The organism is Duganella kummerowiae (genome assembly GCF_053572355.1).
This window is the reverse complement of record NZ_JBKFEH010000017.1, coordinates 1-23,229: the sequence shown is the minus strand read 5'-3', so window position 1 is coordinate 23,229 and position 23,229 is coordinate 1. Positions and strand designations below refer to the sequence as shown.

The 23,229-nt window shown below is 64.2% G+C and carries 24 protein-coding genes; 6 read left to right on the top strand and 18 right to left on the bottom strand.

The features are described 5' to 3' along the window. Nucleotide 1 precedes the first annotated feature (1 nt). The 8 genes from ACLB1G_RS21455 to rpsP all read right to left on the bottom strand — a co-directional run bounded on the left by ACLB1G_RS21455 (nucleotide 2) and on the right by rpsP (nucleotide 7,242). Nucleotides 2-2,725: a M16 family metallopeptidase gene (locus ACLB1G_RS21455; protein WP_491629278.1), complete on the bottom strand. Its 2,724-nt coding sequence runs from the start codon at nucleotides 2,723-2,725 to the stop codon at nucleotides 2-4. A gap of 95 nt (nucleotides 2,726-2,820) precedes the next feature. Continuing rightward, nucleotides 2,821-3,153: a DUF3579 domain-containing protein gene (locus ACLB1G_RS21450; RefSeq protein WP_491629277.1), complete on the bottom strand. Its 333-nt coding sequence runs from the start codon at nucleotides 3,151-3,153 to the stop codon at nucleotides 2,821-2,823. 207 nt (nucleotides 3,154-3,360) lie between these two features. Beyond that, nucleotides 3,361-4,329: a CobD/CbiB family protein gene (locus tag ACLB1G_RS21445; RefSeq protein WP_491629276.1), complete on the bottom strand. Its 969-nt coding sequence runs from the start codon at nucleotides 4,327-4,329 to the stop codon at nucleotides 3,361-3,363. An 84-nt stretch (nucleotides 4,330-4,413) separates the two neighbouring features. Next, nucleotides 4,414-5,082: a CoA pyrophosphatase gene (locus tag ACLB1G_RS21440; protein ID WP_491629275.1), complete on the bottom strand. Its 669-nt coding sequence runs from the start codon at nucleotides 5,080-5,082 to the stop codon at nucleotides 4,414-4,416. A gap of 64 nt (nucleotides 5,083-5,146) precedes the next feature. Further along, nucleotides 5,147-5,533: a 50S ribosomal protein L19 gene (rplS, locus tag ACLB1G_RS21435; RefSeq protein ID WP_491629274.1), complete on the bottom strand. Its 387-nt coding sequence runs from the start codon at nucleotides 5,531-5,533 to the stop codon at nucleotides 5,147-5,149. A gap of 91 nt (nucleotides 5,534-5,624) precedes the next feature. Next, a complete protein-coding gene (trmD, locus tag ACLB1G_RS21430) occupies nucleotides 5,625-6,371 on the bottom strand; it encodes a tRNA (guanosine(37)-N1)-methyltransferase TrmD (protein ID WP_491629273.1) in 747 nt (248 codons plus the stop codon). A 41-nt stretch (nucleotides 6,372-6,412) separates the two neighbouring features. Further along, complete coding sequence (gene rimM, locus ACLB1G_RS21425; RefSeq protein ID WP_491629569.1) at nucleotides 6,413-6,949, bottom strand: ribosome maturation factor RimM; 537 nt, start codon at nucleotides 6,947-6,949, stop codon at nucleotides 6,413-6,415. Between the two features lie 41 nt (nucleotides 6,950-6,990). Beyond that, the gene (gene rpsP, locus ACLB1G_RS21420; protein WP_491629272.1) at nucleotides 6,991-7,242 is read right to left on the bottom strand and encodes a 30S ribosomal protein S16; all 252 of its coding nucleotides are present in this window, start codon (nucleotides 7,240-7,242) and stop codon (nucleotides 6,991-6,993) included. A gap of 217 nt (nucleotides 7,243-7,459) precedes the next feature. Between rpsP and ACLB1G_RS21415 the strand changes: the two genes are divergently transcribed. Together ACLB1G_RS21415 and ACLB1G_RS21410 are read left to right on the top strand one after the other, a co-directional pair. Further along, complete coding sequence (locus ACLB1G_RS21415; protein WP_491629271.1) at nucleotides 7,460-7,876, top strand: hypothetical protein; 417 nt, start codon at nucleotides 7,460-7,462, stop codon at nucleotides 7,874-7,876. Between the two features lie 24 nt (nucleotides 7,877-7,900). After that, nucleotides 7,901-8,566 (top strand): hypothetical protein, encoded by a 666-nt coding sequence (locus ACLB1G_RS21410; RefSeq protein ID WP_491629270.1) that lies wholly within the window; start codon nucleotides 7,901-7,903, stop codon nucleotides 8,564-8,566. Here ACLB1G_RS21410 and ACLB1G_RS21405 read toward each other — a convergent pair. Further along, complete coding sequence (locus ACLB1G_RS21405; protein WP_491629269.1) at nucleotides 8,520-9,719, bottom strand: MFS transporter; 1,200 nt, start codon at nucleotides 9,717-9,719, stop codon at nucleotides 8,520-8,522. The two genes, ACLB1G_RS21410 and ACLB1G_RS21405, sit on opposite strands and share 47 nt — an antisense overlap. Nucleotides 9,720-9,797: 78 nt before the next feature. Between ACLB1G_RS21405 and ACLB1G_RS21400 the strand changes: the two genes are divergently transcribed. Continuing rightward, nucleotides 9,798-10,814, top strand: coding sequence for a proline dehydrogenase family protein (locus ACLB1G_RS21400; RefSeq protein ID WP_491629268.1), 1,017 nt, complete (start codon nucleotides 9,798-9,800; stop codon nucleotides 10,812-10,814). Here the strand turns inward: ACLB1G_RS21400 and ACLB1G_RS21395 are convergent. From ACLB1G_RS21395 to ugpQ, 8 genes are all read right to left on the bottom strand, one after another. Then, the gene (locus ACLB1G_RS21395) at nucleotides 10,811-11,026 is read right to left on the bottom strand and encodes a type II toxin-antitoxin system HicB family antitoxin (protein WP_491629267.1); all 216 of its coding nucleotides are present in this window, start codon (nucleotides 11,024-11,026) and stop codon (nucleotides 10,811-10,813) included. The two genes, ACLB1G_RS21400 and ACLB1G_RS21395, sit on opposite strands and share 4 nt — an antisense overlap. Before the next feature lie 32 nt (nucleotides 11,027-11,058). After that, nucleotides 11,059-11,223 (bottom strand): type II toxin-antitoxin system HicA family toxin, encoded by a 165-nt coding sequence (locus ACLB1G_RS21390; protein WP_491629266.1) that lies wholly within the window; start codon nucleotides 11,221-11,223, stop codon nucleotides 11,059-11,061. Between the two features lie 129 nt (nucleotides 11,224-11,352). Next, nucleotides 11,353-13,143, bottom strand: a complete 1,791-nt coding sequence (locus tag ACLB1G_RS21385; protein WP_491629265.1) for an acyl-CoA dehydrogenase — start codon at nucleotides 13,141-13,143, stop codon at nucleotides 11,353-11,355. 207 nt (nucleotides 13,144-13,350) lie between these two features. Beyond that, a complete protein-coding gene (locus ACLB1G_RS21380) occupies nucleotides 13,351-14,283 on the bottom strand; it encodes an electron transfer flavoprotein subunit alpha/FixB family protein (RefSeq protein WP_491629264.1) in 933 nt (310 codons plus the stop codon). A 12-nt stretch (nucleotides 14,284-14,295) separates the two neighbouring features. Beyond that, complete coding sequence (locus ACLB1G_RS21375; RefSeq protein WP_491629263.1) at nucleotides 14,296-15,045, bottom strand: electron transfer flavoprotein subunit beta/FixA family protein; 750 nt, start codon at nucleotides 15,043-15,045, stop codon at nucleotides 14,296-14,298. Between the two features lie 207 nt (nucleotides 15,046-15,252). Continuing rightward, on the bottom strand, nucleotides 15,253-15,510 hold the full coding sequence (locus tag ACLB1G_RS21370) for a sulfurtransferase TusA family protein (protein WP_491629262.1): 258 nt from the start codon (nucleotides 15,508-15,510) through the stop codon (nucleotides 15,253-15,255). 202 nt (nucleotides 15,511-15,712) lie between these two features. Beyond that, nucleotides 15,713-18,322, bottom strand: a complete 2,610-nt coding sequence (alaS, locus tag ACLB1G_RS21365) for an alanine--tRNA ligase (protein ID WP_491629261.1) — start codon at nucleotides 18,320-18,322, stop codon at nucleotides 15,713-15,715. 83 nt (nucleotides 18,323-18,405) lie between these two features. Further along, on the bottom strand, nucleotides 18,406-19,161 hold the full coding sequence (ugpQ, locus tag ACLB1G_RS21360) for a glycerophosphodiester phosphodiesterase (protein ID WP_491629260.1): 756 nt from the start codon (nucleotides 19,159-19,161) through the stop codon (nucleotides 18,406-18,408). Nucleotides 19,162-19,230: 69 nt separating this feature from the next. Here ugpQ and ACLB1G_RS21355 point away from each other — a divergent pair, with 69 nt between their 5' ends. Further along, nucleotides 19,231-20,013, top strand: coding sequence for a M48 family metalloprotease (locus ACLB1G_RS21355; RefSeq protein ID WP_491629259.1), 783 nt, complete (start codon nucleotides 19,231-19,233; stop codon nucleotides 20,011-20,013). A 28-nt stretch (nucleotides 20,014-20,041) separates the two neighbouring features. Further along, nucleotides 20,042-21,268 carry a CaiB/BaiF CoA transferase family protein gene (locus ACLB1G_RS21350; RefSeq protein WP_491629258.1) on the top strand — a complete coding sequence of 409 codons (1,227 nt, stop codon included), beginning with the start codon at nucleotides 20,042-20,044 and terminating at the stop codon, nucleotides 21,266-21,268. Between the two features lie 93 nt (nucleotides 21,269-21,361). Here ACLB1G_RS21350 and ACLB1G_RS21345 read toward each other — a convergent pair whose 3' ends face one another. Next, nucleotides 21,362-21,688: a hypothetical protein gene (locus ACLB1G_RS21345; protein WP_491629257.1), complete on the bottom strand. Its 327-nt coding sequence runs from the start codon at nucleotides 21,686-21,688 to the stop codon at nucleotides 21,362-21,364. A gap of 270 nt (nucleotides 21,689-21,958) precedes the next feature. On the opposite strand from ACLB1G_RS21345, the gene ACLB1G_RS21340 reads away from it, so the two are divergent. After that, nucleotides 21,959-23,229, top strand: a 1,271-nt coding sequence (locus tag ACLB1G_RS21340; protein ID WP_491629256.1) for an IS256 family transposase, incomplete at its 3' end; no start/stop codon positions are given.

Genomic DNA, 23,229 nt, shown 5'->3' with positions numbered 1-23,229 from the left:
CTTACTTGGCCTTGGACTGGTCGCCCGCCAGCACCACACTGAGCTTGCCCGGATCGATGGCCTTGCGGAAGGCCGCGTTGACCTGCTCCAGCGTCACCGCGCGCAGCTTGTCCTCGTAGGCCTTGCTCCAGGCGTAGGTGCGGCCGAGTTCCAGGTTCTTGGTCCAGCCGGCGGCCAGCACCGGGTCCTTGCTGCGGTTCTGGATGCGCATCTGCAGCAGGCCGGATTTGGCGTTGGCCAGTTCCGCCGCCGTGAATCCGCTCTTGCGCACCCGCTCCAGTTCTTCCCTGACGGCCGCCTCCACCTTGGCCAGGTTCTGCGGCGCGGCGATGGCGTCGATGCTGAAGCTGCCGGCGCGGTCCTGGTCGCCGGCCGCCAGGCTGGAACCGCCGCCGTAGGACAGGCCATCCTTCTGGCGGATGCGGTCCATCAGGCGCGATTTCAGGCCGCCGTCGCCGAAGATGTAATTGGCCAGGTCCAGCGCCGGATAATCGGGATCGTCTATGTTCAGGTCCAGGTTCAGGCGCGCCGTGTAGACGCCGTTTTCCTTGTCCGGCGTGTCCAGGCTCAGCTGCAGCGGGGCTGTGTCCGCATTGGTGTTCTGCAGGCGCGCATAGGCCACCTTGCTGTCCCAGCCCTGGAAGGCCTCGGCCACGGTCCTGGCGGCGGCGTCCTGGTCGAAGTCGCCCACGATGGCCAGCTCGCCGTGCGAGGCACCATAGTATTGCCGGTGGAAAGCCACCACGTCTTCCAGCCTGAGCGCCTGCACGGCGGCCAGCTGTTCGGCGATGGTCATGGAGGCGCGCGGATCGCCTTTCGGGTAGTGGTCGAAGTGCTGCTCGATGGCCTGGTGCGCCACCGCCTGCGGCTCGTTGCGGGCCGATTCCAGCGCCACTATCCATTGCTGCTTCATTTGTTCGAACTCGGCCTGCGGGAAGCTGGCCTCCTTGAGCACATGGGCCACCAGCTTGAGCGCCTCCGACAGGTTGGGACCGGTGGTGTCGAAGTGATACAGGTCGCCGCTGATCTTCAGGCGCGAGAAGGCGTCGGCCAGCTGTTCGCGGGTGTACTTGCTGGTGCCGCGCATGAGCATCTCGTCGGCGGCGGCCGAGATGATGGATTTGCCGAACAGATTCTTCTCGTCGCCCCAGTGCAGCTGCAGGTTGACCGACACCGCCTGGCCCCGGTTCTTCTTGGGCAGCAGCGCCACCTTCAGGCCGCCAATGGTGCGGATGGCGGTGCGGGCGTTGATGTTGTCCTGGCCGGGATCGAACACTTCCGACTGCAGCGTGTCCGGCTTGCCCTTGAAGTCCTTGAGCACCTCGGCCACGGAGGGCGCAGCCGGGATCTCGGCGCGCAGCGGCTGGTCCTCGGGGACGAAGGTGCCGACCGTGCGGTTGTCGCGCCGCAGGTAGCGCGCGGCGGCCGCGCTGACCTGCTCGGCCGTGATGGACGCCAGCTTGTCGCGGCCCTGGAACAGCAAACGCCAGTCGCCCAGCGAGATTTCCTCCGACAGCGCCACGCCCACCTTCTGCGGATCGTTGAGCGACTTCTCGATGCCGTTGGCGAAGTTGCGGCGCACCCGCTCCATTTCCTCGGCCGTGGGCGGCGTGCTGGCGAAGCTTTCCACCGCCGCGATCAGGGCGTCGCGCACCGGCTCCAGTGGCTGGCCGGCCTTGACCACGGCGCCGATCAGCTCCAGGCCGGGCGCATAGCCAGTCTCGCCAAAGGCGAACACCTGGGCCGCCTTGCCGGTTTCCACCAGCTGCTTGTGCAGGCGCCCGGTGGGCGTGTCGCCCAGGATCTCGCTCATGAAACTGAGCGCGTCGCCGTCCGCATGCAGGGCCGACGGGATCTTATAACCGAGCATGACGATCTGCATGTCGCCCTTGCGCCGCACCACGAAGCTGCGTTCGCCGTCCTGGGTCGGCTCCACGGTCCAGAACGGGGGCAGCGTGCGCCTGGGCTTGGGGATGGCGCCGAAGGACTTGCTGATCCATGCCAGGGTCTGGGCCGGATCGAACTTGCCGGCCACCAGCAGCACCGCGTTATCGGGCTGGTAGTAGGTGCGGTAAAAGGCTTGCAGGTTCTCGATGCGGACGTTCTCGATATCGCTGCGGTTGCCGATGGTGGAGCGGCCATAGGCGTGCCAGTCGTAGGCCACGCTCTGCATGCGCTTCATCAGCACCTGGAAGGGCGAGTTCTCGCCGCTTTCGTACTCGTTGCGCACCACCGTCATTTCCGAGTCCAGGTCCTTGCGCGCGATGAAGGAGTGCGTCATGCGGTCGGCTTCCATGTCCAGCGCCCATTTCAGGTTCTGCGGGCTGGCCTGGAACACCTCGTAGTAGTTGGTACGGTCGTTGGCGGTGGTACCGTTGAAGTCCATGCCGCGCGCCGAGAATTCCTGCGGAATGCTGCGGTTCTTCGGCGAACCCTTGAACATCATATGTTCCAGCAGGTGCGCCATGCCGGTTTCGCCATAATTCTCGTGGCGCGAGCCGACCAGGTAGGTGACGTTGACGGTGACGGTGGGCTTGGAGGCGTCCGGGAACAGCAGCACCTTCAGGCCATTGGGCAGCTTGTATTCGGTGATGCCCTCCACCGAGGGGCCGCGCGTGACGCCGGCCGGCAGCGCCTGGGCCCAGGCCGGGCCGGTGGCGACAAAGGACAGGCCGCACAGCAGCATGCTGGCGGCGGCGGTGTGTTTCAGGCGGATGGGGAACATGGGCTCTCGCTGGAAAACGGACGAACTGGCAGCATACAAGTTCGCCGTCCAGCTGGGGAGAGCCGGGGAATTAATTTGACCTTAACTACGCTTAATTATTTCTTTTCAGGCAGCAGGCAGGCGTCGACCATCTGCAGGTCGTTATCCTTGGCGAAGGACACCACGAAGTGATAGGCCAGCGGCTCCAGCGCACGCAGCTTGCCGTTCACGGCCACCGATTTCACGCCATTGACCACGGTCGGCTGCACGTAGGGGGAAAACTGCAGGTGGGCGTTGCGGCTCACCGTGCCCTCCGGCCGGAAGCAGGACATCACCCCGCACAGGCGCTCGGCCCAGTCGCTGGGGCGGAACGGGCGGCCGTTGCTGGTAATGCCAAGGATGATGAACGATTCCTCGGAGGGTTGCTGGTTTTGTGCGGACTCGGCCATAGGCGGCTTGCTCAGACTTGTGGGTAACAAGGGAATGCAGGAAAAACAACCGGCGGCAGGCGCCGGTGGGTGCGACTCTGCAAGAATCTTACGTATTATATCTTATAGAAGACCTGGACACGTAATTCCTTGATTTGATTACAGTTCTCAATCCGGTTATCACTCCCACCCTTGCCGGGCGGAAGCAATAACTACATTGTAGTCCTATCAGGGCGTATTCCCCAGCCATACCGCGCCGGACAGCAGCAATAACAACAGCATCCACAGTAGCAGCGCGCGCCACACCAGGCCCACCGTGCTTTGCAGGGCGCGCACCGAAGGTTCCTCGCCCGGCAGCACGTCCGGCTCGTCGTCGGACAGGTCGACGGTGGCGGCGTCGGCCGGCAGTACCTTGGCCGCGTTCTCGGCAGGCGTGCCCAGGCGCACGCCCATGGCGCCGCCGCCTGCGGCCAGGATGATGCCCTTGGCTTCGTCGGCCCAGCGGCCGGCGAAGTTGCGCCAGGCGTAGATGGCGTCCTCGAAGTTGCCGACCACGGCGAAGGCCACGGCCGTCAGCCGCACCGGGATCCAGTCTATCCAGTAGAAAGCCTTGGCGGCGAACTGGCCGAAAGCTTCATTTTTCATGTGGTCAGGTTCGTTCCAGGCGCGCGCCAGGTGTTCCGAGACGCGGTACATCACGGCGCAGGCAGGCCCCAGCGGCATCAGGAACCAGAAGAACACGCCGAACACGTTGCGGTGGGTGGTGATCAGGGATTTTTCCACCGCGATGCGGGAAATCTCGGTGCTTTCCATGCCGACGGTATCGATCTTGCACCATTCGGCCAGCAGGGCCCGCGCCGCGGCTTCGTCGCCCGCGTTCAGGGCCAGTTGGATGGAGGTGAAGTAATGGCTGTAGTGGCGGAAGCCCAGGGTCAGGTAGACGATCAGGACGTTCCAGGCGAACGCTGCCAGGAACCAGTCATAGTGCTTGAGCACCCAGTAGATCAAGGCGGTGGGCAGCATCAGGATGCCCATCATCAGGAACCAGCCCAGGCGGCCATGGGTGTGGTGGCCGGCGTTGAACCAAGTCTCCATCCTCAGCGCCAGCCGCTTGATCTCCGCGTAGATGGGATTGTCGGCCCGCAGGGGCTTCATCTGCTCGATCAGGAGTGCGCATAGAATGGAAAGAAATGTCATCAAACGTCCTTAGTGTCGGCAATGCTGCAATGCCCGCTACGATAGCGCAGTGAGGGGCGGGAATCAAATTTTATCCGGCGGCCTTCACACCCGCAGGAAGTGGAACAGGTTGCGCAGGATGCCGGCGGTCACGCCCCAGATGTAGTAGCGGCCATAGGGCATGGCATAGAAGCGGCGCCGCACGCCGCTGGCCGGCAATATGAAGGACTGGCGCAAATGATTCTGGCCATCCATCAGGAAGGACAGCGGCACCTCGAACACCTCGGCCACCTCGCCCGGCTCGGCCACCAGCTCGAAGGGCGGCGCCACCAGGCCGACCACGGGCGTGACCAGGTAGCCGGTACCGGTCAGGTAGTCGGGCAGCGTACCGAGGATTTCCACCCGGGCGCGCGCCAGGCCGATTTCTTCCTCGGTCTCGCGCAGGGCGGTATCGACCGGGCCATCATCGGACTCCTCGGCGCGCCCGCCGGGAAAGCTGATCTGGCCGGGATGCGAGCTCAGGTCGGCGGTGCGCTGTGTCAGCAGCACGGCCAGCCCTTCGGGACGCGCCACCAGTGGGATCAGCACGGCGGCCGGGGTAGGCACGGCGCGGCCGCTGATATTGCCTTCCGGGACTTCCTGCTCCCACTCGACGGGCGGCGCCAGGAAGCGGCCGCGCAGCCAGTCCGGCAGCAGGCGCTCCGGATGCAGGGCCGGCTCGCCGGCCACGGCGTCCACCGGCAGTTGCTGGGGATCGAACAGGGGTTTGACCATTTCATGCCTCCATAACGCAAAAGGGGCGCCGCGATGGCACCCCTTTCTCCAAACACAGACGCTATTAAGCTTCTGCTTTCGCTGCGGCCGGACGGCGGTTCGGCAGTTTTTCCTTGATACGTGCCGATTTACCGGAACGATCACGCAGGTAGTACAGCTTGGCGCGACGCACGTCACCGCGGCGTTTCACTTCGATCGAAGCGATCAGCGGCGAGTACAGCTGGAAGGTACGCTCGACGCCTTCGCCGGACGAGATTTTACGAACGATGAAGTTCGAGTTCAGGCCACGGTTACGGCGGGCGATCACCACGCCTTCGTAAGCCTGGGCGCGCTTGCGGGTGCCCTCGACCACGTTGACGTTGACGACCACGGTATCGCCAGGTGCAAACTCAGGAATGTTTTTGCCCAGGCGAGCGATTTCTTCTTGCTCGAGTTGTTGAATCAGATCCATTTTTGGCTCCAAAAACCATCTTGCTGGCGCGCTATGCCCAGTAGAGGATGGGGTTAAACAAGCGGACCTTGCGGTCCGCGCAACGGCGGTTTTACAAACCCGCCAAAAACTTCTCGTCCTGCTTGTCCAGCAGGCCTTGCGCGCGCGCCTGCTCCAGGAGCTCGGGACGCTTGCGCAGCGTCGCCTCCAGCATGCGCTGGCGGCGCCACTTCATGATCTCGGCATGGTTGCCGCCCAATAGCACGGGCGGCACGCTCTCGCCTTCGTAGACTTCCGGCCGCGTATAGTGCGGCGCATCCAGCAGGCCGTTGACGAAACTGTCCTCGACCGCCGAGGCATCGGTGTTCAGCACGCCGGGCAGCTGGCGCACCACGGCATCCATCAGGGCCATGGCCGGCAGCTCGCCACCGGACAGTACAAAGTCGCCCAGGCTGATTTCCTCATCGACGCAGCGGTCGATCAGGCGCTGGTCGACCGCTTCGTAGCGGCCGCACAGGATCACCAGGCCGGCCTCCTGCTTCAGCTGCATGACGCGCTCGTGCGTCAGCGGCTTGCCCTGCGGCGACATGAACACCACGCGCGGCGCAGGCAAGCCGGCCACCACCTGGCGCCGCCTGGCCGCGTTCAGCGCGGCTTCCAGCGGCTTGGCCAGCATCACCATGCCCGGACCGCCACCATAGGGGCGGTCGTCCACGGTGCGGTGATTGTTCTCTGTGAAATCACGCGGATTCCACAGCGACAGGCCCCACTTCTGCTGTTCAAACGCGCGCCGGGTGACGCCCGACTGCGTCAGCGCCGCGAACATTTCCGGGAACAGGGTCACGACATCAAATTGCATCGCCGACCTTTCCACTCTGTAGGCTGCGCCATGCCAGGCGATTAATAATCCAGGCCCCAGTCCACCGTGATCTTCTTCGCTTCCTTGTCCACCTTGATGACATAGGCGTCCACGAACGGGATCAGGCGCTCCTGCGCCTCGGCTTTGGGGTCGGATTCCGCTGGCAGGGGGGCGACCACGCGCAAGATCGACTGCGGACCATTGCTCATCATGTCGGCCACCTTGCCCAGCGGCTCGCCTTGCACATTCTCGACTTCCAGGCCGATCAGCTCGGCCCAGTAAAATTCATTGTCCGACAAGGCTGGGAACCGGCTTTGGGGGATGTAGACGGCGGCGCCCTTGAGCGCTTCGGCCACGTCCCGGTCGGTCACGCCCACCAGCTGGGCCACGACATCACCGCCATGCAGCTTGGCCTGGCGTACATCGACGTCCCGCAGGGTGGGCTTGTCCAGCCACCAGGTCTTGACCGTGCGCAGCGCTTCCGCATCTTCCGAGAAGGGCCGTATCCGGACCCAGCCGGCGACGCCATAGGCGCCGAAGATGAAACCTACTTGCAGCAGGTCGTCGGGGATTTTCACCCCGGTGGGAGTCAGACCGGTCAAACCTGGTATCCAGTGACTTAGGCGGCTGCCTTGGCGTTGGTGGCGACCAGACGGGCCACGGCCGGCGACAGCTGGGCGCCGACGGATTGCCAGTGAGCCAGACGGTCAGCGGTAATGCGCAGGGGCACTTCACCACCGGAAGCCATCGGGTTGTAGAAGCCAATACGCTCGATGAAACGGCCATCGCGGCGGTTGCGCGAATCGGTTGCAACGATGTTGTAGAAAGGACGCTTCTTGGCGCCTCCACGAGCTAAACGAATAACGACCATAATATTTCCAAAAAGTGTGCTAGGACGGAAAAAGCCGCAAATTATAGCGCGCTTTGCCGCTGAGCAGCAAGCGTTAATGAAATAATCGGGCGGATAGGGTAATCGAAGATTATCCCCTGTTCCGGCGCCGTGGGCAATAGCTGGGATCGCAAAAAAGGCATGCCGGGGGCGCCATTATGCACGATACTGGCGTTTTCCTTGCAACTTGCTTATCACTATGGCTGTTTTGCATCACAACAAGACCTTGGCCACCTTGCTGGCCGCGCTATTGGGCGGAGTGGGCGCTCACCGCGCTTACCTTGCGGGGCGGCGCGATCCCTGGCTGTGGCTGCACTTGGCCGCCCTGCCCGCTTCCCTGGCGGTGGCGCTGGCGGCGCCGGGCGCCGATCCGTATTTCAAGCTGCTGCCGCTGATCCTGTCGGTGCTGGCAGGTTTCCTGCAGGCGCTGGTGCTGGGGCTGACCCCGGATGAAAAATGGGATGCCACGTATAACAGCGGCTCGGGCCGTCAGAGCGCATCCAACTGGCCGCTGGCGCTGCTGCTGGTGGCCACCATGATGGTCGGGGCCGGATGCACGATAGCCGCCATCGCCCGCCTGTTTGACTTGCTGTACACTGGGGGCGCTTACGGGTAACCCCGCCACTACAAGGAGAACAACATGGCCAACCGTGCCCTCACCGCCGCCCTGATGGCGGCCAGCCTGCTGACCGCCGCAGCCGCCGTCCAGGCCCAGCCCACGCCCAAGGAACATTACGCCGCCGAGAGCAAGCGCATCGCCGCGCGCTACGCGGAAGACAAGAAACTCTGCGCCGAGGAAAGCAGCTCCTCGGCCCGCATGCAATGCCTGCGCGACGCCAAGAAGGAATATGACAATGCGCTGGCGGCCGCCAAGGCCGACCTCAAATCCGGTCCGGCCAAGCCGGCGGCCTGCCATGAGTGCGGCAAGGTGGTGGCCGTGCGCGTGGGCGAAAAAGCCGGCGAAGGCAGCGCGGTCGGCCTGATCGCGGGCGGCGTGGCCGGCGCCCTGCTGGGCAACCAGGTCGGCAGCGGCCACGGCCGCCAGCTGGCCACGGTAGCGGGGGAGGACGGCGGGGGCCGCCGGCGGCGCCTACGCCGGCAAGGAAATCGAGAAAAAGGCCAAGTCCACCAAGGTGTGGACCGTGGAGGTCGAGCACAACGACGGCAAACGTGCCAGCTACAGCTTCGACCACGATCCCGGGCTGCTGGCCGGCGACCGCGTGCGCCCGTCCAACGGCAGTATCGTGCGCGACTAAAGCTTAGAGGGCGGCCTCTTTCTGCACCCGCCACGACAGTGGCAGGGTAAGCAGCAGCACGATGGCCAGGATGACCACGGCGGCGGCAATGCCGGCCTGGTCACCGAGCCAACCAAAGATCACGGGCGCCAGGGCGCCTCCGCCTATGGTGCCGGTGTAGAACAGGGCAAAGGCCTGCTCGCGCTTTCCTGGCGCGGCCAGCTCCGGCACCGCGCCATACAGCACCGACGAGGTGCCATTCAGGGCCAATCCCAATAGCGGCAAACTGGCCATCATGGCCGACAGCGGCAGCCAGACCGCGCTGATGATCAGGACGGCGGTGGCCGATTCCGTGACCCACACGGTTTTCATCATGCCCAGCCTCGCACCCAGGTAGCCGCACAGCAGCTTGCCGAAAGCGCCGCCGACAAAGAGCAGCGACAAGGCGATGCCGACGCCCGCGGTTCCGGCGCCCTTGCTGTTCAACAGGAAGGGCAAAAAGGTCAAAAAGCCCATGCGGGCCGCGCTGTCCAGCACGCCGGTGGCCAGCAGCGCCCTGAGGCCGCCCACGGAGCCGGCGCCTGGCGTGGGCTTGTTCAAGGTCTGTTGATGGGTCAGCAGGTCGGCCTGGGCCGGTATCAGCCACCACAGCAAGGCGGCCGCCGCCAGACCCAGCAGGCCAATCAGCATGGCGCTGGCCTGCCAGCTCACCACCACCAGCAGCAGCCCGACGGCGCCCGGTATCAGGGTCTTGCCGATGTCGCCGGAAAAATTGTACTGGGCCAGCGCCTCCTTGACGCCGCCGCCGGCCTCGTGGGTATCGGTGACCAGCGAGGATGCGAGCGGGTGCTGGCTGCTGGCGCCCAGGCCGCCCAGCAGCAGGGCAAACATCAGCGTGGCCATGCCGGCCGCCTGGCCTGCGATCAGATAGGCAAGCCCGGCCAGCGCGGTGCCGCCCACCAGCAGGCGCTCCCTGCCCCAGCGCCGCGCCATGCGGCTGGCCACCAGCTGGAAGCCGGCCATCATGCCGATGTAGGAACCGCGCAGCAGCCCAACCATGGCGAAGCTGATGGAAAATTGCGCCTGCCAGATGGGCAGCAGCACATACATGACGTCGGTCAGGCCATCGTGGACGGCGTGCGCGGCGCAGGCGGCCGTCAGCGAACGGCGGCGGATGGCGGCGTCGGAGGGAGCGGGCGCGGCTGCGGCGGATTCTGCATTCATGGGCATGCCATTATGCGCCAACCAGCCGCCAGCCGTTAGAATTGCTGCTTCCTTATTTATGCATGACCGGAGCCCATCGTGCCAGCCATCCCCACCCCGACCTTTCCCTCAGCATGGCAGCCTCTGGTCGACCAGGCCGCCGCTGCCCTGCGCGGCCTGGCGCTGGATGAGGGAGCCAAGGAAAAGTTTTGCAGTGATCCGGTGCTGCGCGCCTACATGCACAAGGTGTCGCAGCGCTATGTGGCGGGCCAGAGCGTGGATGAGGCCCTGGCGCGGGTTGAACAGATCGTCGCCAGCGGCCATGCGGCCTCGGCCGAGTACATGGGCGAAAGCTGCCGCGACGAGGCGTTCGCCATGGCCGAGACCGAGGTGTTCACGGAGCTGGTGCGCGGCATAGTCGCGCGCAACCTGAATTGTTCCATTTCGTTCGACCTGTCGCACGTGGGCATGCTGGTGGACCGCGAGCTGGGCTACCGCAACGCGCGCCGTATCGCGCACGCCGCCGCCGAGATCAACCGCGAGGTGATGATATCCATGGAAGGCTACGAGCGCAGCGACGATATTTATGCGCTGTACACGCGGCTGCACCGGGAGGACGGGCTGCACAATGTCGGCATCACGGTGCCGGCCCGGCGCCACCGCACGGCGCAGGACTTGCCGGCGCTGATGAAGCTGCCGGGGCGCATCCGCCTGGTCAAGGGCGCCTACCTGGAGCCGGAAGGCGTGGCCTGGGAGCGCAACAGCCCGGAGCTGGCCGACGCCTACCGCCACTACGCCAGCGAACTGCTGCTGAGCGGCCACAAGTGCTCGATCGCCACCCACGACCGCGCCATCCAGCAGGATCTCAGCGAACTCATCATCAAAGAACGCGTGGACCTGCGCCGCTACGAATTCGAATCCCTGATCGGGCTAGGCACCGAACAGATTGCCGCCCTGCGCGACCGTGGTTTCCCCACCCGCGAATACGCAGTGTTCGGCCAGGAGCACTTCCTGTACGTGCTGAACCGCATCGCCGAGGAACCGGTGCGTGTGTATCAAGCCTTGGTCGACGTCCTGGGCAAGGCGCCAGCCACGGCTATACACCCGACGATTTAAGCTGCCTCAACCTCAACCGATTCCACGGTCGAACATGGACGGGGAATCGGCAGGCCTTCGGCGCGCAGCACCTCCAAGTGCGATACGATCGCTTCACGCATCATGGATAATGCCTCTTCCCTGGTTTCCGCCACTGCGATGCAGCCCGGAAGATCTGGAGCATAGGCGCCAAAGGACTGCGGGCCTTCTTCGAGTATCACTAAAAACCGCATGTCACCTCCTACTTCGTTAGTCCAGTTTGCTTCTAGATGGCCTGTAAGGTGCCGGGAGGCACATCGACGCCCTGGCCTCCCGCTACAGTTACTGTTCCTGGGATAGTTGGGTGCCGAAAATGACGATGGCTTCCTTTCGTCCGAACGTGATACCAGCCGTGGGATCGAAGCAAATCAATGAGTTCGCGTACCTTCATGTCAGTGTAGCGCCATTTATGACGACAAGAAGGATCGTGACGACTTTGCGCGTGAGGTGCCTACGATATGCGCGAATTCACATAAAAAAAGCAGCCCGGAGGCTGCTTTGGGTTGCAAGCGCGTAGTGCTTAGAACTGGTCTACGCCCAGCGCCAGCACGCCGCTGCTGCCGCCCACGATGGCGTGGCGCAGGCCGGAGGCTTGCGACAGGATGTGGTCGGCAAAGAAGCGCGCCGTGACGATCTTGGCCTGGTAGAACGCGGCGTCGCCCTCGCCTGCAGCGAGCTTGCGCTGCGCGGCCAGCGCGGCGCGCGCCATCTGCCAGCCTCCCAGCACGATGCCGGCCAGTTTCAGGTACAGCACGCTGCCGGCAAATACGCCCTTGATATCGGCCTTGACGTTGGCCAGCACGAACTCGACCACCGCTTCCAGGTCGTGGGCGCCAGCTTCCAGCTGGGCCTGGATGGCGGCGATGTCGGCATTGCAGGAGGCACCCAGCTCGGCGGCGGTCTCGCGCACGCGGGCGATCAGGCCGCGCGCCACGGCGCCGCCATCGCGCACAGTCTTGCGGCCCACCAGGTCGTTGGCCTGGATCGCGGTCGTGCCTTCGTAGATGGTGAGGATCTTGGCGTCGCGGTAGTGCTGGGCGGCGCCGGTTTCCTCGATGAAGCCCATGCCGCCATGCACCTGCACGCCATCGCGCGCCACGTCCTGCGACATTTCCGTAGACCAGCCCTTGATGATGGGCACCAGGTATTCATACACGGCGAGGTTGGCCGCGCGCACCCCGGCGTCCGCATGGCTGTGGGCGATGTCGCTCAGGCCGGCGCCGAAGTAGGCCAGCGCACGCGCGGCCTCGGTCTGCGAGCGCATGTTCATCAGCAGGCGGCGCACGTCCGGATGGTGGATGATGGACACCGGACCGGCCGAGCCGGCCAGGTCGCGCGACTGCACCCGGTCCTTGGCGAACGCCACCGCCTTCTGGTAGGCGCGCTCGGCCAGGCCTATGCCCTGCAGGCCGACGCCGAAGCGGGCCGCGTTCATCATGATGAACATGTATTCCAGGCCGCGGTTTTCCTCGCCCACCAGGGTGCCGATGGCGCCGCCGTGGTCGCCGAATTGCAGCACGGCGGTCGGACTGGCCTTGATTCCCAGCTTGTGCTCGATCGATACGCAGTGCGCATCATTGCGCGCGCCCAGGCTGCCGTCGGCGTTGACCAGGAACTTGGGCACGATGAACAGCGAAATGCCTTTGACGCCGGCCGGCGCGGTCGGGGTGCGGGCCAGCACCAGGTGCACGATGTTGTCCGAGAAGTCGTGCTCGCCGTAGGTGATGAAAATCTTGGTGCCGAAAATCTTGTAGGTGCCGTCAGCCTGCGGCTCGGCGCGGGTGCGCACGGCGGCCAGGTCGGAGCCGGCCTGCGGCTCGGTCAGGTTCATGGTGCCGGTCCACTCGCCCGACACCAGCTTTTCCAGATAGATGGCTTTCTGCTCGTCGCTGCCGGCGGTCAGCAGGGCCTCGATGGCGCCGTCCGACAGCAGCGGGCACAGGGCAAAGGAAATGCTGCCCGAATTCAGCATCTCGATGCAGGGGGTGGCGAACAGCTTGGGCAAGCCCTGGCCGCCAAACTCGGCCGGATGCTGTACGCCCTGCCAGCCCGCTTCGGCAAAGGCCTTGAAGGCTGCCTTGAAGCCCTTGGAGGTGGTGACCTGGCCGTCATGCCACCAGCTCGGTTCCTTGTCGCTGGGGTGGTTCAGCGGCGCCACCACGTTGCTGACGAATTTGGCGTTTTCCTCCAGCACGGCTTCGGCCGTGTCCGGAGTCGCGTCCTCGTTGCCCGGCAGCGCGTTGACGGCAGCCAGGTCGGCCAGTTCGTTCATCACGAACAGCATGTCTTTCAGGGGGGCTTGATAGGGCATCTCAGTCTCCGTTGTTGCGGGTTGGACGATATTTTGGGTAAAAAAAAGCCACGTCGGCCCGGGCGCTATGCCGGACCTACGTGGCCATGCGGCGCTCGGAGGGCGTTTCAAAATGAGCGTGGCTAGGCGCAGCTCCGAAGGCAGTGCGACTGCACGGCGAGGAGCTGCAACGACGCCATGGTCTTTTTGAAACGCCCTCCTAAGGCCTTAGCCGAGTTCTTTGACCAATTGAGGCACGACTTCGAACAGGTCGCCCACGATGCCGTAGTCGGCCACCGAGAAGATCGGCGCTTCCGGATCCTTGTTGATGGCGACGATGGTCTTGGAATCCTTCATGCCGGCCAGGTGTTGGATGGCGCCGGAGATGCCGACCGCCACATACAGCTGCGGGGCGACGATCTTGCCGGTCTGGCCCACCTGCCAGTCGTTCGGCACGAAGCCGGCGTCGACGGCGGCGCGCGAGGCGCCCATGGCGGCGCCCAGCTTGTCGGCCAGCGGTTCCAGGACCTTGAAGTTCTCGGCCGAGCCGATGCCGCGGCCGCCGGACACGATGATCTTGGCGGCAGTCAGCTCCGGACGGTCCGACTTGGCCACTTCGCGGCCCACGAAGGACGACTTGCCGACGTCGGCCACGGCGGCCACGTTCTCGGTGGCGGCCGAACCGCCGGTGGCGGCGGCGGCGTCGAAGCCGGTGGTGCGGACGGTGATGACTTTCACCTTGTCCGACGATTGCACGGTGGCGATGGCGTTACCGGCGTAGATGGGACGCTCGAAGGTATCGGGCGAGTCGACCTTGGTGATTTCCGAAATCTGGGCCACGTCCAGCTTGGCGGCCACGCGCGGCAGGATGTTCTTGCCGTAGGCGGTGGCGGGCGCCAGGATGTGCGAGTATGAACCGGCCACGGCCAGGATCTGCTCAGCCACGTTTTCAGCCAGGCCGTCGGCGAAATAAGGGGCGTCGGCCAGCAGTACCTTGGAGACGCCGGCGATCTGCGCGGCGGCAGCGGCGGCGGCGCCGGCGTTGGAACCGGCCACCAGCACATGCACCTCGCCGCCGGCCTGGATGGCGGCGGTCACGGTGTGGTGGGTGCTGCCTTTCAGGCTGGCGTTGTCGTGTTCAGCAATTACGAGTGCGACCATGATGTGTTTTCCTTAGATGACTTTGGCTTCGGTGCGCAGTTTTGCCACCAGGGTTGCGACGTCGGGCACCTTGATGCCGGCCGAGCGCTTGGGCGGCTCGGACACTTTCAGGGTTTTCAGGCGGGGAGCGACGTCCACACCCAGGTCTTCCGGCTTGGTCACGTCCAGCGGCTTTTTCTTGGCCTTCATGATGTTGGGCAGCGTCACATAGCGCGGCTCGTTCAGGCGCAGGTCGGTGGTGACGATGGCGGGCAGGGTCAGGGCGATGGTTTCCAGGCCGCCGTCCACTTCGCGCGTCACGGTGGCCTTGCCGTCTTCCAGCACCACTTTCGAAGCGAAGGTGGCTTGCGGCCAGCCCAGCAGGGCGGCCAGCATCTGGCCGGTCTGGTTGGAATCGTCGTCGATGGCTTGCTTGCCCAAGATGATCAGCTGCGGCTGCTCTTTCTCGGCCACGGCTTTCAGCAGCTTGGCCACGGCCAGCGGCTCCAGCTCGGCAGTGGTCTCGATCAGGATGCCACGGTCGGCGCCGATGGCCAGACCGGTGCGCAGGGTTTCCTGGGCCTGGGTCACACCGGCCGACACCGCCACCACTTCGGTTACCTTGCCCGCTTCCTTCAGGCGCACGGCCTCTTCCAGGGCGATTTCGTCGAACGGGTTCATCGACATTTTGACGTTGGCGATATCGACGCCAGTGCCGTCGGACTTGACGCGCACCTTGACGTTGTAGTCGACCACGCGTTTGACGGGTACCAAGACTTTCATAGCTGTGCCTTTGGAAAAAATAAAGTGTAACGGGACCAAGTGTGAGCCAGATTATAAGAGATATCCGGCGGACACACGAAATTAAAGCACGATCGTGCGATTTTTAGGTAGAAGAAATCGTCTAAAAAGACGATTCCAGAAACACCTGCGTACGCACGGGCCTGCACCAGACGGGCGGCCCCGGCAAGAAAAAAATTACTGCAAAAGTTATTTGCGCTGCATCAAAAACACGAACTCGCGGCCGATCTGCACATGGGACAGCAAGCCATTGCCGGTCTGCTTGCAGAACGCCTGGAAGTCACGCACGGAGCCGGGATCGGTCGCCATGATGCGCAGCACTTCGCCGCTCTGCAATTCCGCCAGGGCCTTCTTGGCCTTGAGGATAGGCAGTGGGCAGTTCAGTCCGCGTGCATCGAGTTCCTTATGGAATTCCACGGTTTCGTTCTCAAGTATCGTGTCGCTCATCAGTCATCCCGCATATTTTGTTTACCGACTCGCGCCATACTACTCCAAAAAGCGGCGATTGACGCGCTGCACCAAAATAGTTCATTCAACGTTGCAAGTTCACAACGAGAGCTGGCGAGTATACAACACGAAAAAAACAGCGGCAACGGCCCGCGTCGCCTCGCGGGCCGCATTTACGCTGCTTTACAGCATCAAATCAGCCTCAAACCCGCTGGCCAACCCAGGCTGCGACACCATCCAGTGCACCCGGCAAGGCCGCCGCATCGGTGCCGCCGGCCTGCGCCATATCGGGGCGTCCGCCGCCTTTTCCGCCCACTTGCTGTGCAACGAAGTTGACCAGCTCGCCCGCTTTCACCTTGCCGATGGAGTCCGCCGTGACGCCGGCAATCAGGCTGACCTTGCCGTCATTGACGGCGGCCAGCACGATGGCGGCGGTCTTCAGCTTGTCCTTCAGCTTGTCCATGGTTTCGCGCAGGGTGGCCACATCGGCGCCTTCCAGGGTGGCGGCCAGCACCTTGATGCCGTTCACGTCCACCGCCTTGGTGGCCAGTTCGTCGCCCTGGCCGGAGGCCAGTTTGGATTTCAGCGCGGCCAGTTCCTTTTCCAGCGATTTGACCTGGTCCTGCACGCCGGCGATCTTGGCAGCCAGTTCATCCGGATGGGCCTTGAGCGCGGCGGCGGCTTCGTTCAGCTTGCGCGCCATGCCCTGCACCAGGGCCAGGGCGCCCTCGCCCGTCACCGCTTCCACGCGGCGGATGCCGGCGGCCACGCCGCCTTCGGCGACGATCTTGAACAGGCCGATATCGCCAGTGCGCTGCACGTGCACGCCGCCGCACAGCTCTTTCGAGGTGCCGATGTCCAGCACCCGCACTTCGTCGCCATATTTCTCGCCGAACAGGGCCATGGCGCCGTGCTTGACGGCATCATCGAAGGACATGTGCTGGGCCTTGGTGGCGTGGTTTTCCAGGATTTCCTTGTTGACCTTGGCTTCCACTTCCGCGATTTGCTCGGCGGTCAGCGGGGCGTTGTGGCTGAAGTCGAAGCGGGTCTTGTCCGGATCGACCAGCGAGCCTTTCTGCGCCACGTGGCTGCCCAGCACTTCGCGCAGGGCCTTGTGCATCAGGTGGGTGGCCGAGTGGTTGCGAATGGTGCGGCCACGCTTGACCAGGTCGACCTCGGCCGAGACGGCGTCGCCGACCTTGAGCGAACCTTGCGCCAGCACGCCGTGCTGGCCGAACACGTCGGCCTGGATTTTCAGGGTGTCTTCCACCTCGAACAGGCCGCCGGCGGCCTTGATCACGCCCTGGTCGCCCACCTGGCCGCCGGACTCGGCGTAGAACGGGGTGGTGTCCAGCACCACGATGCCGGCTTCGCCGGCTTTCAGTTCCTGCACCGGCGCGCCGTTGGCGTACAGGGCGATGACCTTGGAATTCACGCTGAGGTCGTCGTAGCCGACGAATTTGGTCTTTTCGCCGCTGTACTCGACGTTGGCGGCCATCTTGAACTTGCCGGCCGCGCGCGCGGTCTTCTTCTGCTGTTCCATGGCGGCGTTGAAGCCTTCCTCGTCCAGCGTGACGTTGCGCTCGCGGCAGATGTCGGCCGTCAGGTCCAGCGGGAAGCCGTAGGTGTCGTACAGCGTGAAGGCGGTGGCGCCGTCCAGTTTGGTCGCGTCCTTGGCCAGCTGCGCTTCCAGGATCTTCATGCCGTGTTCCAGCGTCTCGCCGAAGCGCTCCTCTTCCTGCTTCAAGGTCTGCATGACGCGTTCCTTGGCCTCGGCCAGTTCGGGATAGGCGCTGCCCATCTCGATGTTCAGGTCTTCCACCAGCTTGTAGAAGAAGGGCTTGGTCTGGCCCAGCTTGTGGCCATGGCGCAGGGCGCGGCGGATGATACGGCGCAGCACGTAGCCGTGGCCTTCCGAGCTGGGGATGATGCCGTCGACGATCAGGAAGGAGGCGGCGCGGATGTGGTCGGCGATCACGCGCAGCGATTTCGATTCCAGGTCGGTGGCGCCGGTCTCGCGGGCGGCGGCCTTGATCAGGTTCTGGAACAGGTCGATTTCATAGTTGCTGTGTACGTGCTGCAGCACGGCGGCCAGGCGCTCCATGCCCATGCCGGTGTCCACGCAGGGCTTGGGCAGCTTGTTCATGTTGCCCTGCTCGTCGCGGTTGAACTGCATGAACACCAGGTTCCAGATCTCGATGAAGCGGTCGCCGTCTTCTTCCGGCGAACCCGGGGGGCCGCCCCAAATGTCCGGGCCGTGGTCGTAGAAGATCTCGGTGCAGGGGCCGCAGGGGCCGGTGTCGGCCATCTGCCAGAAGTTGTCGGAGGCGTAGCGCGCACCCTTGTTGTCGCCGATGCGGATGATGCGCTCTTTCGGCACGCCGATTTCGTTGGCCCAGATGTCGTAGGCTTCGTCATCCTCGATGTAGACGGTGACGGTGAGCTTTTCCGCCGGCAGCTGGTAGACCTTGGTCAGCAGTTCCCAGGCATAGTTGATGGCGTCGCGCTTGAAGTAGTCGCCGAAGCTGAAGTTGCCCAGCATCTCGAAGAAAGTGTGGTGGCGTGCGGTGTAGCCGACGTTTTCCAGGTCGTTGTGCTTGCCGCCGGCGCGCACGCAGCGCTGCACGGTGGTGGCGCGCGAGTACGGGCGCGTGTCCAGGCCCAGGAACACGTCCTTGAACTGCACCATGCCGGAGTTGGTCAGCAGCATGGTGGGGTCGTTGCCGGGCACCAGCGGACTGGATCGGACGATGGTGTGACCTTTGGATTCAAAGAACTTCAGGAACTTTTCGCGGATTTCGGATGATTTCATGTCTCGACAGTGTGATCTGGCTGGTGCAAAAAAGGGATTATACGTGATTCAATGCGGTAAAAAGGCACGCGGCCGGGCCGGCGTCAAGCGAAGTCGGGGCCGATCAGGTCGATGCGGTCGGTGCAGAAGCCGTCCACGCCCCAGGCCAGGATCTCGCGCGCACGCTCGGGCGTGTTGACGGTATAGCAAAACAATCCGTAGCCGGCCTGCTGGATGGCGGCCGCCAGGGCTGGCGTCAGATGCTTGTGGTTGGTATGGATGGCCACCACCCGCAGTTCTTCCGCCTGGGCTAGCCAGTCGTCCGGGATGCGGTCCAGCAGGTAACCACGCGGCAGCTCCGGCGCCTCGTCGCGGGCGGCGGCCAGGGCGTCGTAGCTGAACGATGACAGCAGCGGCAGCGCGGCGCCGGACTTGCCGGCGTCCAGTTCGGGGCGGAAGCGGCCGCGCGTGGTGCGCGCCACCCAGCGGCCCGTTTCAACGTCGTGGCCGGGGGCCGGCTTGATTTCAATATTCATCCAGATGCGCTGGGAATTGCAGTAATCGACGAATTCCGTGAACAGCGGCACCGGCTCACCTTTGAAATCGGCGCTAAACCAGGCGCCGGCGTCCTTGCGCACCAGTTCGGCGGCGGCGGTATGCGCCACAGCGCCCGCGCCTGGCACGGTGCGGCCGAAGTCGGGATCGTGCATGACCACGCCGATGCCGTCCTGCGACAGCATGACGTCGAATTCCACGGCCCGGAAGCCGTAGGCCAGGCCGGCGCGCAGGCCGGCAATGGTGTTTTCCGGCGCCAGCGTGCCGCCGCCCCGGTGCGCCACGATTTTAGGATAAGGCCACATGGTGTTGTCGTTGCTAAGATGGCTGAAGAACGTTCAACACTACCATAAAGCCCGGGCCGAGATACCAATATGGCATTTTTTCCACAGCTGGCAACGGCCTCGGCCTTGGCCGCCGCGCTGGCACTGCCCCTGACACAGGAACAAGTGGCGGCCGGGGCGGCGCGCATGTACGCGGAGCGGCTGGCATCGCTGCGTGCGGCTGGCGAACTGGACCAGGATGAGGCTTTCCTGGCGCGGCTGCGGCGCATCGCCGTCGGCCTGACTGCGCAAGCGGCACGCGAGCATCCCGGCACGGCGGCCTGGGCGTGGGACGTGCACGCCAGCAGCGACACAGCGCAGAATGCCGATGCCATGGCGGGCGGCAAGATCCTCGTCAGCCTATCCTACGTGGAGCGCCTGGCGCTGACGGACGCCGAGCTGGCCATGCTGCTGGCGCACGAGATCGCCCATGCCGTGCTGCGGCACAACCTGCAGGAATACGAGCTGGCCTTGCGGCTGGAACCGGAACGGGCCGCGCAACCGTTCGAGGAACTGGAGGAAGCTGTGGACCACGACGTGGCCCTAATGTCCAAGCTGGCGCAGCTCAACTTCGACCAGGAAGTGGAAGCCGACCGCTACGGCCTGCAACTGGCGTCCCGCGCCGGCTGGACGCCGCGCCAGCTGGCCGGCTACTACCGCAAGCTGGCGCAGGACACCGCTTACCCGAACCGCGACCGGCCCAACCATCCCTCCCCCCGCCAGCCGCCTGCGCGCCGCCCGCGCCATGGTGGAAGCGCTGGAGCGCGCCTGGCCTTAAAGGAAAATTCATGTCGCATCGCTGATGGCCGCCGTGGCGCGCGGCGATTAAGCTAGGCAGACTTCAACCGATGGGAATGAGAACATGACCAGCAAAGCCCTCAGCCACATCCGCGTACTGGACCTGAGCCGCGTCCTGGCCGGGCCGTGGTGTTCGCAAAACCTGGCCGACCTGGGCGCCGACGTGATCAAGATCGAGCGCCCCGGCAGCGGCGATGACACCCGCGCCTGGGGCCCGCCGTATGCCAAGGACGCCGACGGCAATGACACCACCGAAGCCGCCTACTACCTGTCCGCCAACCGCGGCAAGCGCTCGGTCACCATCGATATCGCCAGCGAAGCAGGCCAGGCCCTGATCCGCGCGCTGGTGCCGCATTGCGATGTGGTGCTGGAAAATTTCAAGGTCGGCCAGCTGAAGCGCTACGGCCTCGATTACGACAGCCTCAAGGCCATCCGGCCGGACATCGTGTACTGCTCGGTGACCGGCTTCGGCCAGGATGGTCCCTATGCGCACCGGGCCGGCTACGATTTCCTGATACAGGGCATGGGCGGGCTGATGTCGGTCACGGGCGAGCGCGACGGCCTGCCCGGCGGCGGTCCGCAAAAAGTGGGCGTGGCGCTGACCGACCTGATGACGGGCATGTACGCCACCATCGCCATCCAGGCCGCGCTGATGCAGCGCGACCGCGATGGCGTCGGCCAGTACATCGACATGGCGCTGCTGGACGTGCAGCTGGCCATGCTGGCCAATGTGGGCAGCAACTACCTGAACAGCGGCAAGCCGCCCCGGCGCTGGGGCAATGCGCATCCCAACATCGTGCCCTACCAGACCTTTGCCTGTTCCGACGGCCACATCATCGTCGCCACCGGCAATGACGGGCAGTACCAGAAATTCGTACAGGCGGGCGGCCGGCCGGAACTGGCCGGCGATGCACGCTTCGCCACCAATCCGCTGCGGGTAAAACACCGGGACGTGCTGGTGCCGCTGCTGGCGGAGATGGTGGCCACGCGCCCGCGCGCGTGGTGGATAGCCGAACTGGAAACGGCCGGGGTGCCCTGCGGCCCCATCAACAACGTCGGCGAAGTGGTTGAAGACCCGCAGGTGCGGGCGCGCGGCATCGTGATCGAGGTGCCGCACCCCACCGCCGGCAGCACGAAACTGGTGCGCAGCCCGATGCGCATGTCGGCCACCGACACCGGCAACCGCGTCGCTCCGCCGCTGCTGGGCCAGCACACGGACGAAGTACTGCGCGAACTGCTGGGCCACAGCCCGGGCGAGATCGCTGAACTGCGTTCGCGCGGCGTGCTGTGACAGTCAGACCACCTGTAGTTCCAGGCGCTTGCCCAGTGCGGCCAACGCCTCGGCCACGCGGTATGGTGTTAGCCTGAGCGCCCCACGAAAGGACTACTTCACTTCCTGCTTGAACTCCAGCAGTTGGCTATGCATATGCCGGACGGCGCTTTTCAGTTGCGGGGTGAGTTGGGTGACGTTGGCGCACACACGCTCGGCTCGACCGCCCAGCTGCTCCATGTCCACTGCCAGCTTGCGGATGCTCTGACCATCTTGTGACAGCAGTACCTGCGGCGCGCGATCAGCGTGCTTGTCGAGCCGCTGTATACAGTCGCGCAATTCGCCCGGGAGACTGCGCTCAGCGGAACAGGCTTGCGCCGCCTGCCCTATCGCATGCTGCACCAAGTGGAAACGGCGCTGGATCTCGTTAGCTTGCTGCATGATCTTATCCTCCATGAAAAGGCACGGATGTGCCTGCCATGGTTCGACCATCCATATCCCTCAACAGTTCCGGGGTACTGCTGGGGCTTTGATGCAAGTCAGCTGTGCAGCGATTACCTCTGTTTTCACTTGACGATGGTGCCCCACAGAGTGGTGTATGAAGAAATCGCCGGAATCGGCGTTTAGGAAGGCTGCCTGAAGGGGCGGCCATTGTGATTCTTGAGGTAAATTTGGGTTTGCGAAGACTCAACTCAACCATGAGGAAGCACAATGACCAACGCCACTATCGCATTATCCGAGCTCGCCGAAAAGGGGGCAGACGCAGATTTCATCCGCCAAACGCTGCAGCATGCCCTGCAAAGGCTGATGGAAATGGACGTGGAAGCCCTGTGCCACGCTGCCTACGGCGAGCGCAGCGAGGAGCGCATCAACAGCCGCAATGGCTACCGCGACCGCGCCTACGAAACCCGTGCCGGCAAGGTGGACCTGAAAATTCCCAAGCTGCGCAGCGGCAGCTACTTCCCGGGCTTCCTGGAACCACGCCGCACGGCAGAAAAGGCCCTCACCGCCGTTATCCAGGAGGCCTACATCCAGGGCATCTCCACCCGTTCGGTCGACGATCTGGTCAAGGCGATGGGCATGAGCGGCGTCTCGAAAAGCCAGGTGTCCCGCCTGTGCGAGGAGATTGACGAGCGGGTGCACGCCTTCCTCAACCGTCCCATCGAGGGCGATCGGCCCTATCTCTGGATCGACGCCACCTACGTCAAGTCGCGCCAGGCCGGGCGGGTGGTATCGGTAGCCGTAATAATCGCTGTGGCCGTCAACACCGACGGCGTGCGGGAGATTCTTGGGGTGGCCACCGGCCCCTCTGAAGCCGAACCGTTCTGGACCGAGTTCTTGCGGGGCCTGAGCCGACGCGGCCTGCGCGGCGTGAAGCTGGTCATCTCCGATGCTCATGAAGGGCTCAAGGCCGCCGCTAGCAAAGTCTTCAAAACCAGCTGGCAGCGCTGCCGCGTGCACTTCATCCGCAATGCGCTGGCCCATGTCGGCAAAGGCCAGCGCCAGGCCGTGCTGGCCATGATCAACACTATCTTCGTGCAGGAGAGCTCGGAAGCGGCCAGCGCACAATGGCGAAATGTGGCTGACCAGTTGCGGGGCAAGTTCCCCAAACTGGCTGCCATGATGGACGACGCAGAGCAGGAAGTGCTGACCTTCATGGGCTTCCCCAAGGCGCACCGTACCCAGATCCACAGCACCAATCCCCTGGAGCGCCTGAACGCCGAGGTCAAGCGCCGCACCAACGTCATCGGCATCTTCCCCAACGACAAAGCTATTATCCGGCTTGTCGGCGCCATGATGCTGGAACAAAATGACGAGTGGTCCTTGCAGCGCCGTTATATGCAGCTTGAAGGATTATTGTCGCTGAGCGACAATCAACCCGCACGGCTCTCTGCCGTGATTAACTGTTTAGTTCCGTGCGATCATATCCCTCGTCGTAGCTGGCCTTTGTTTCGCGCCAAGGTCATACTGGAGGAACTGAT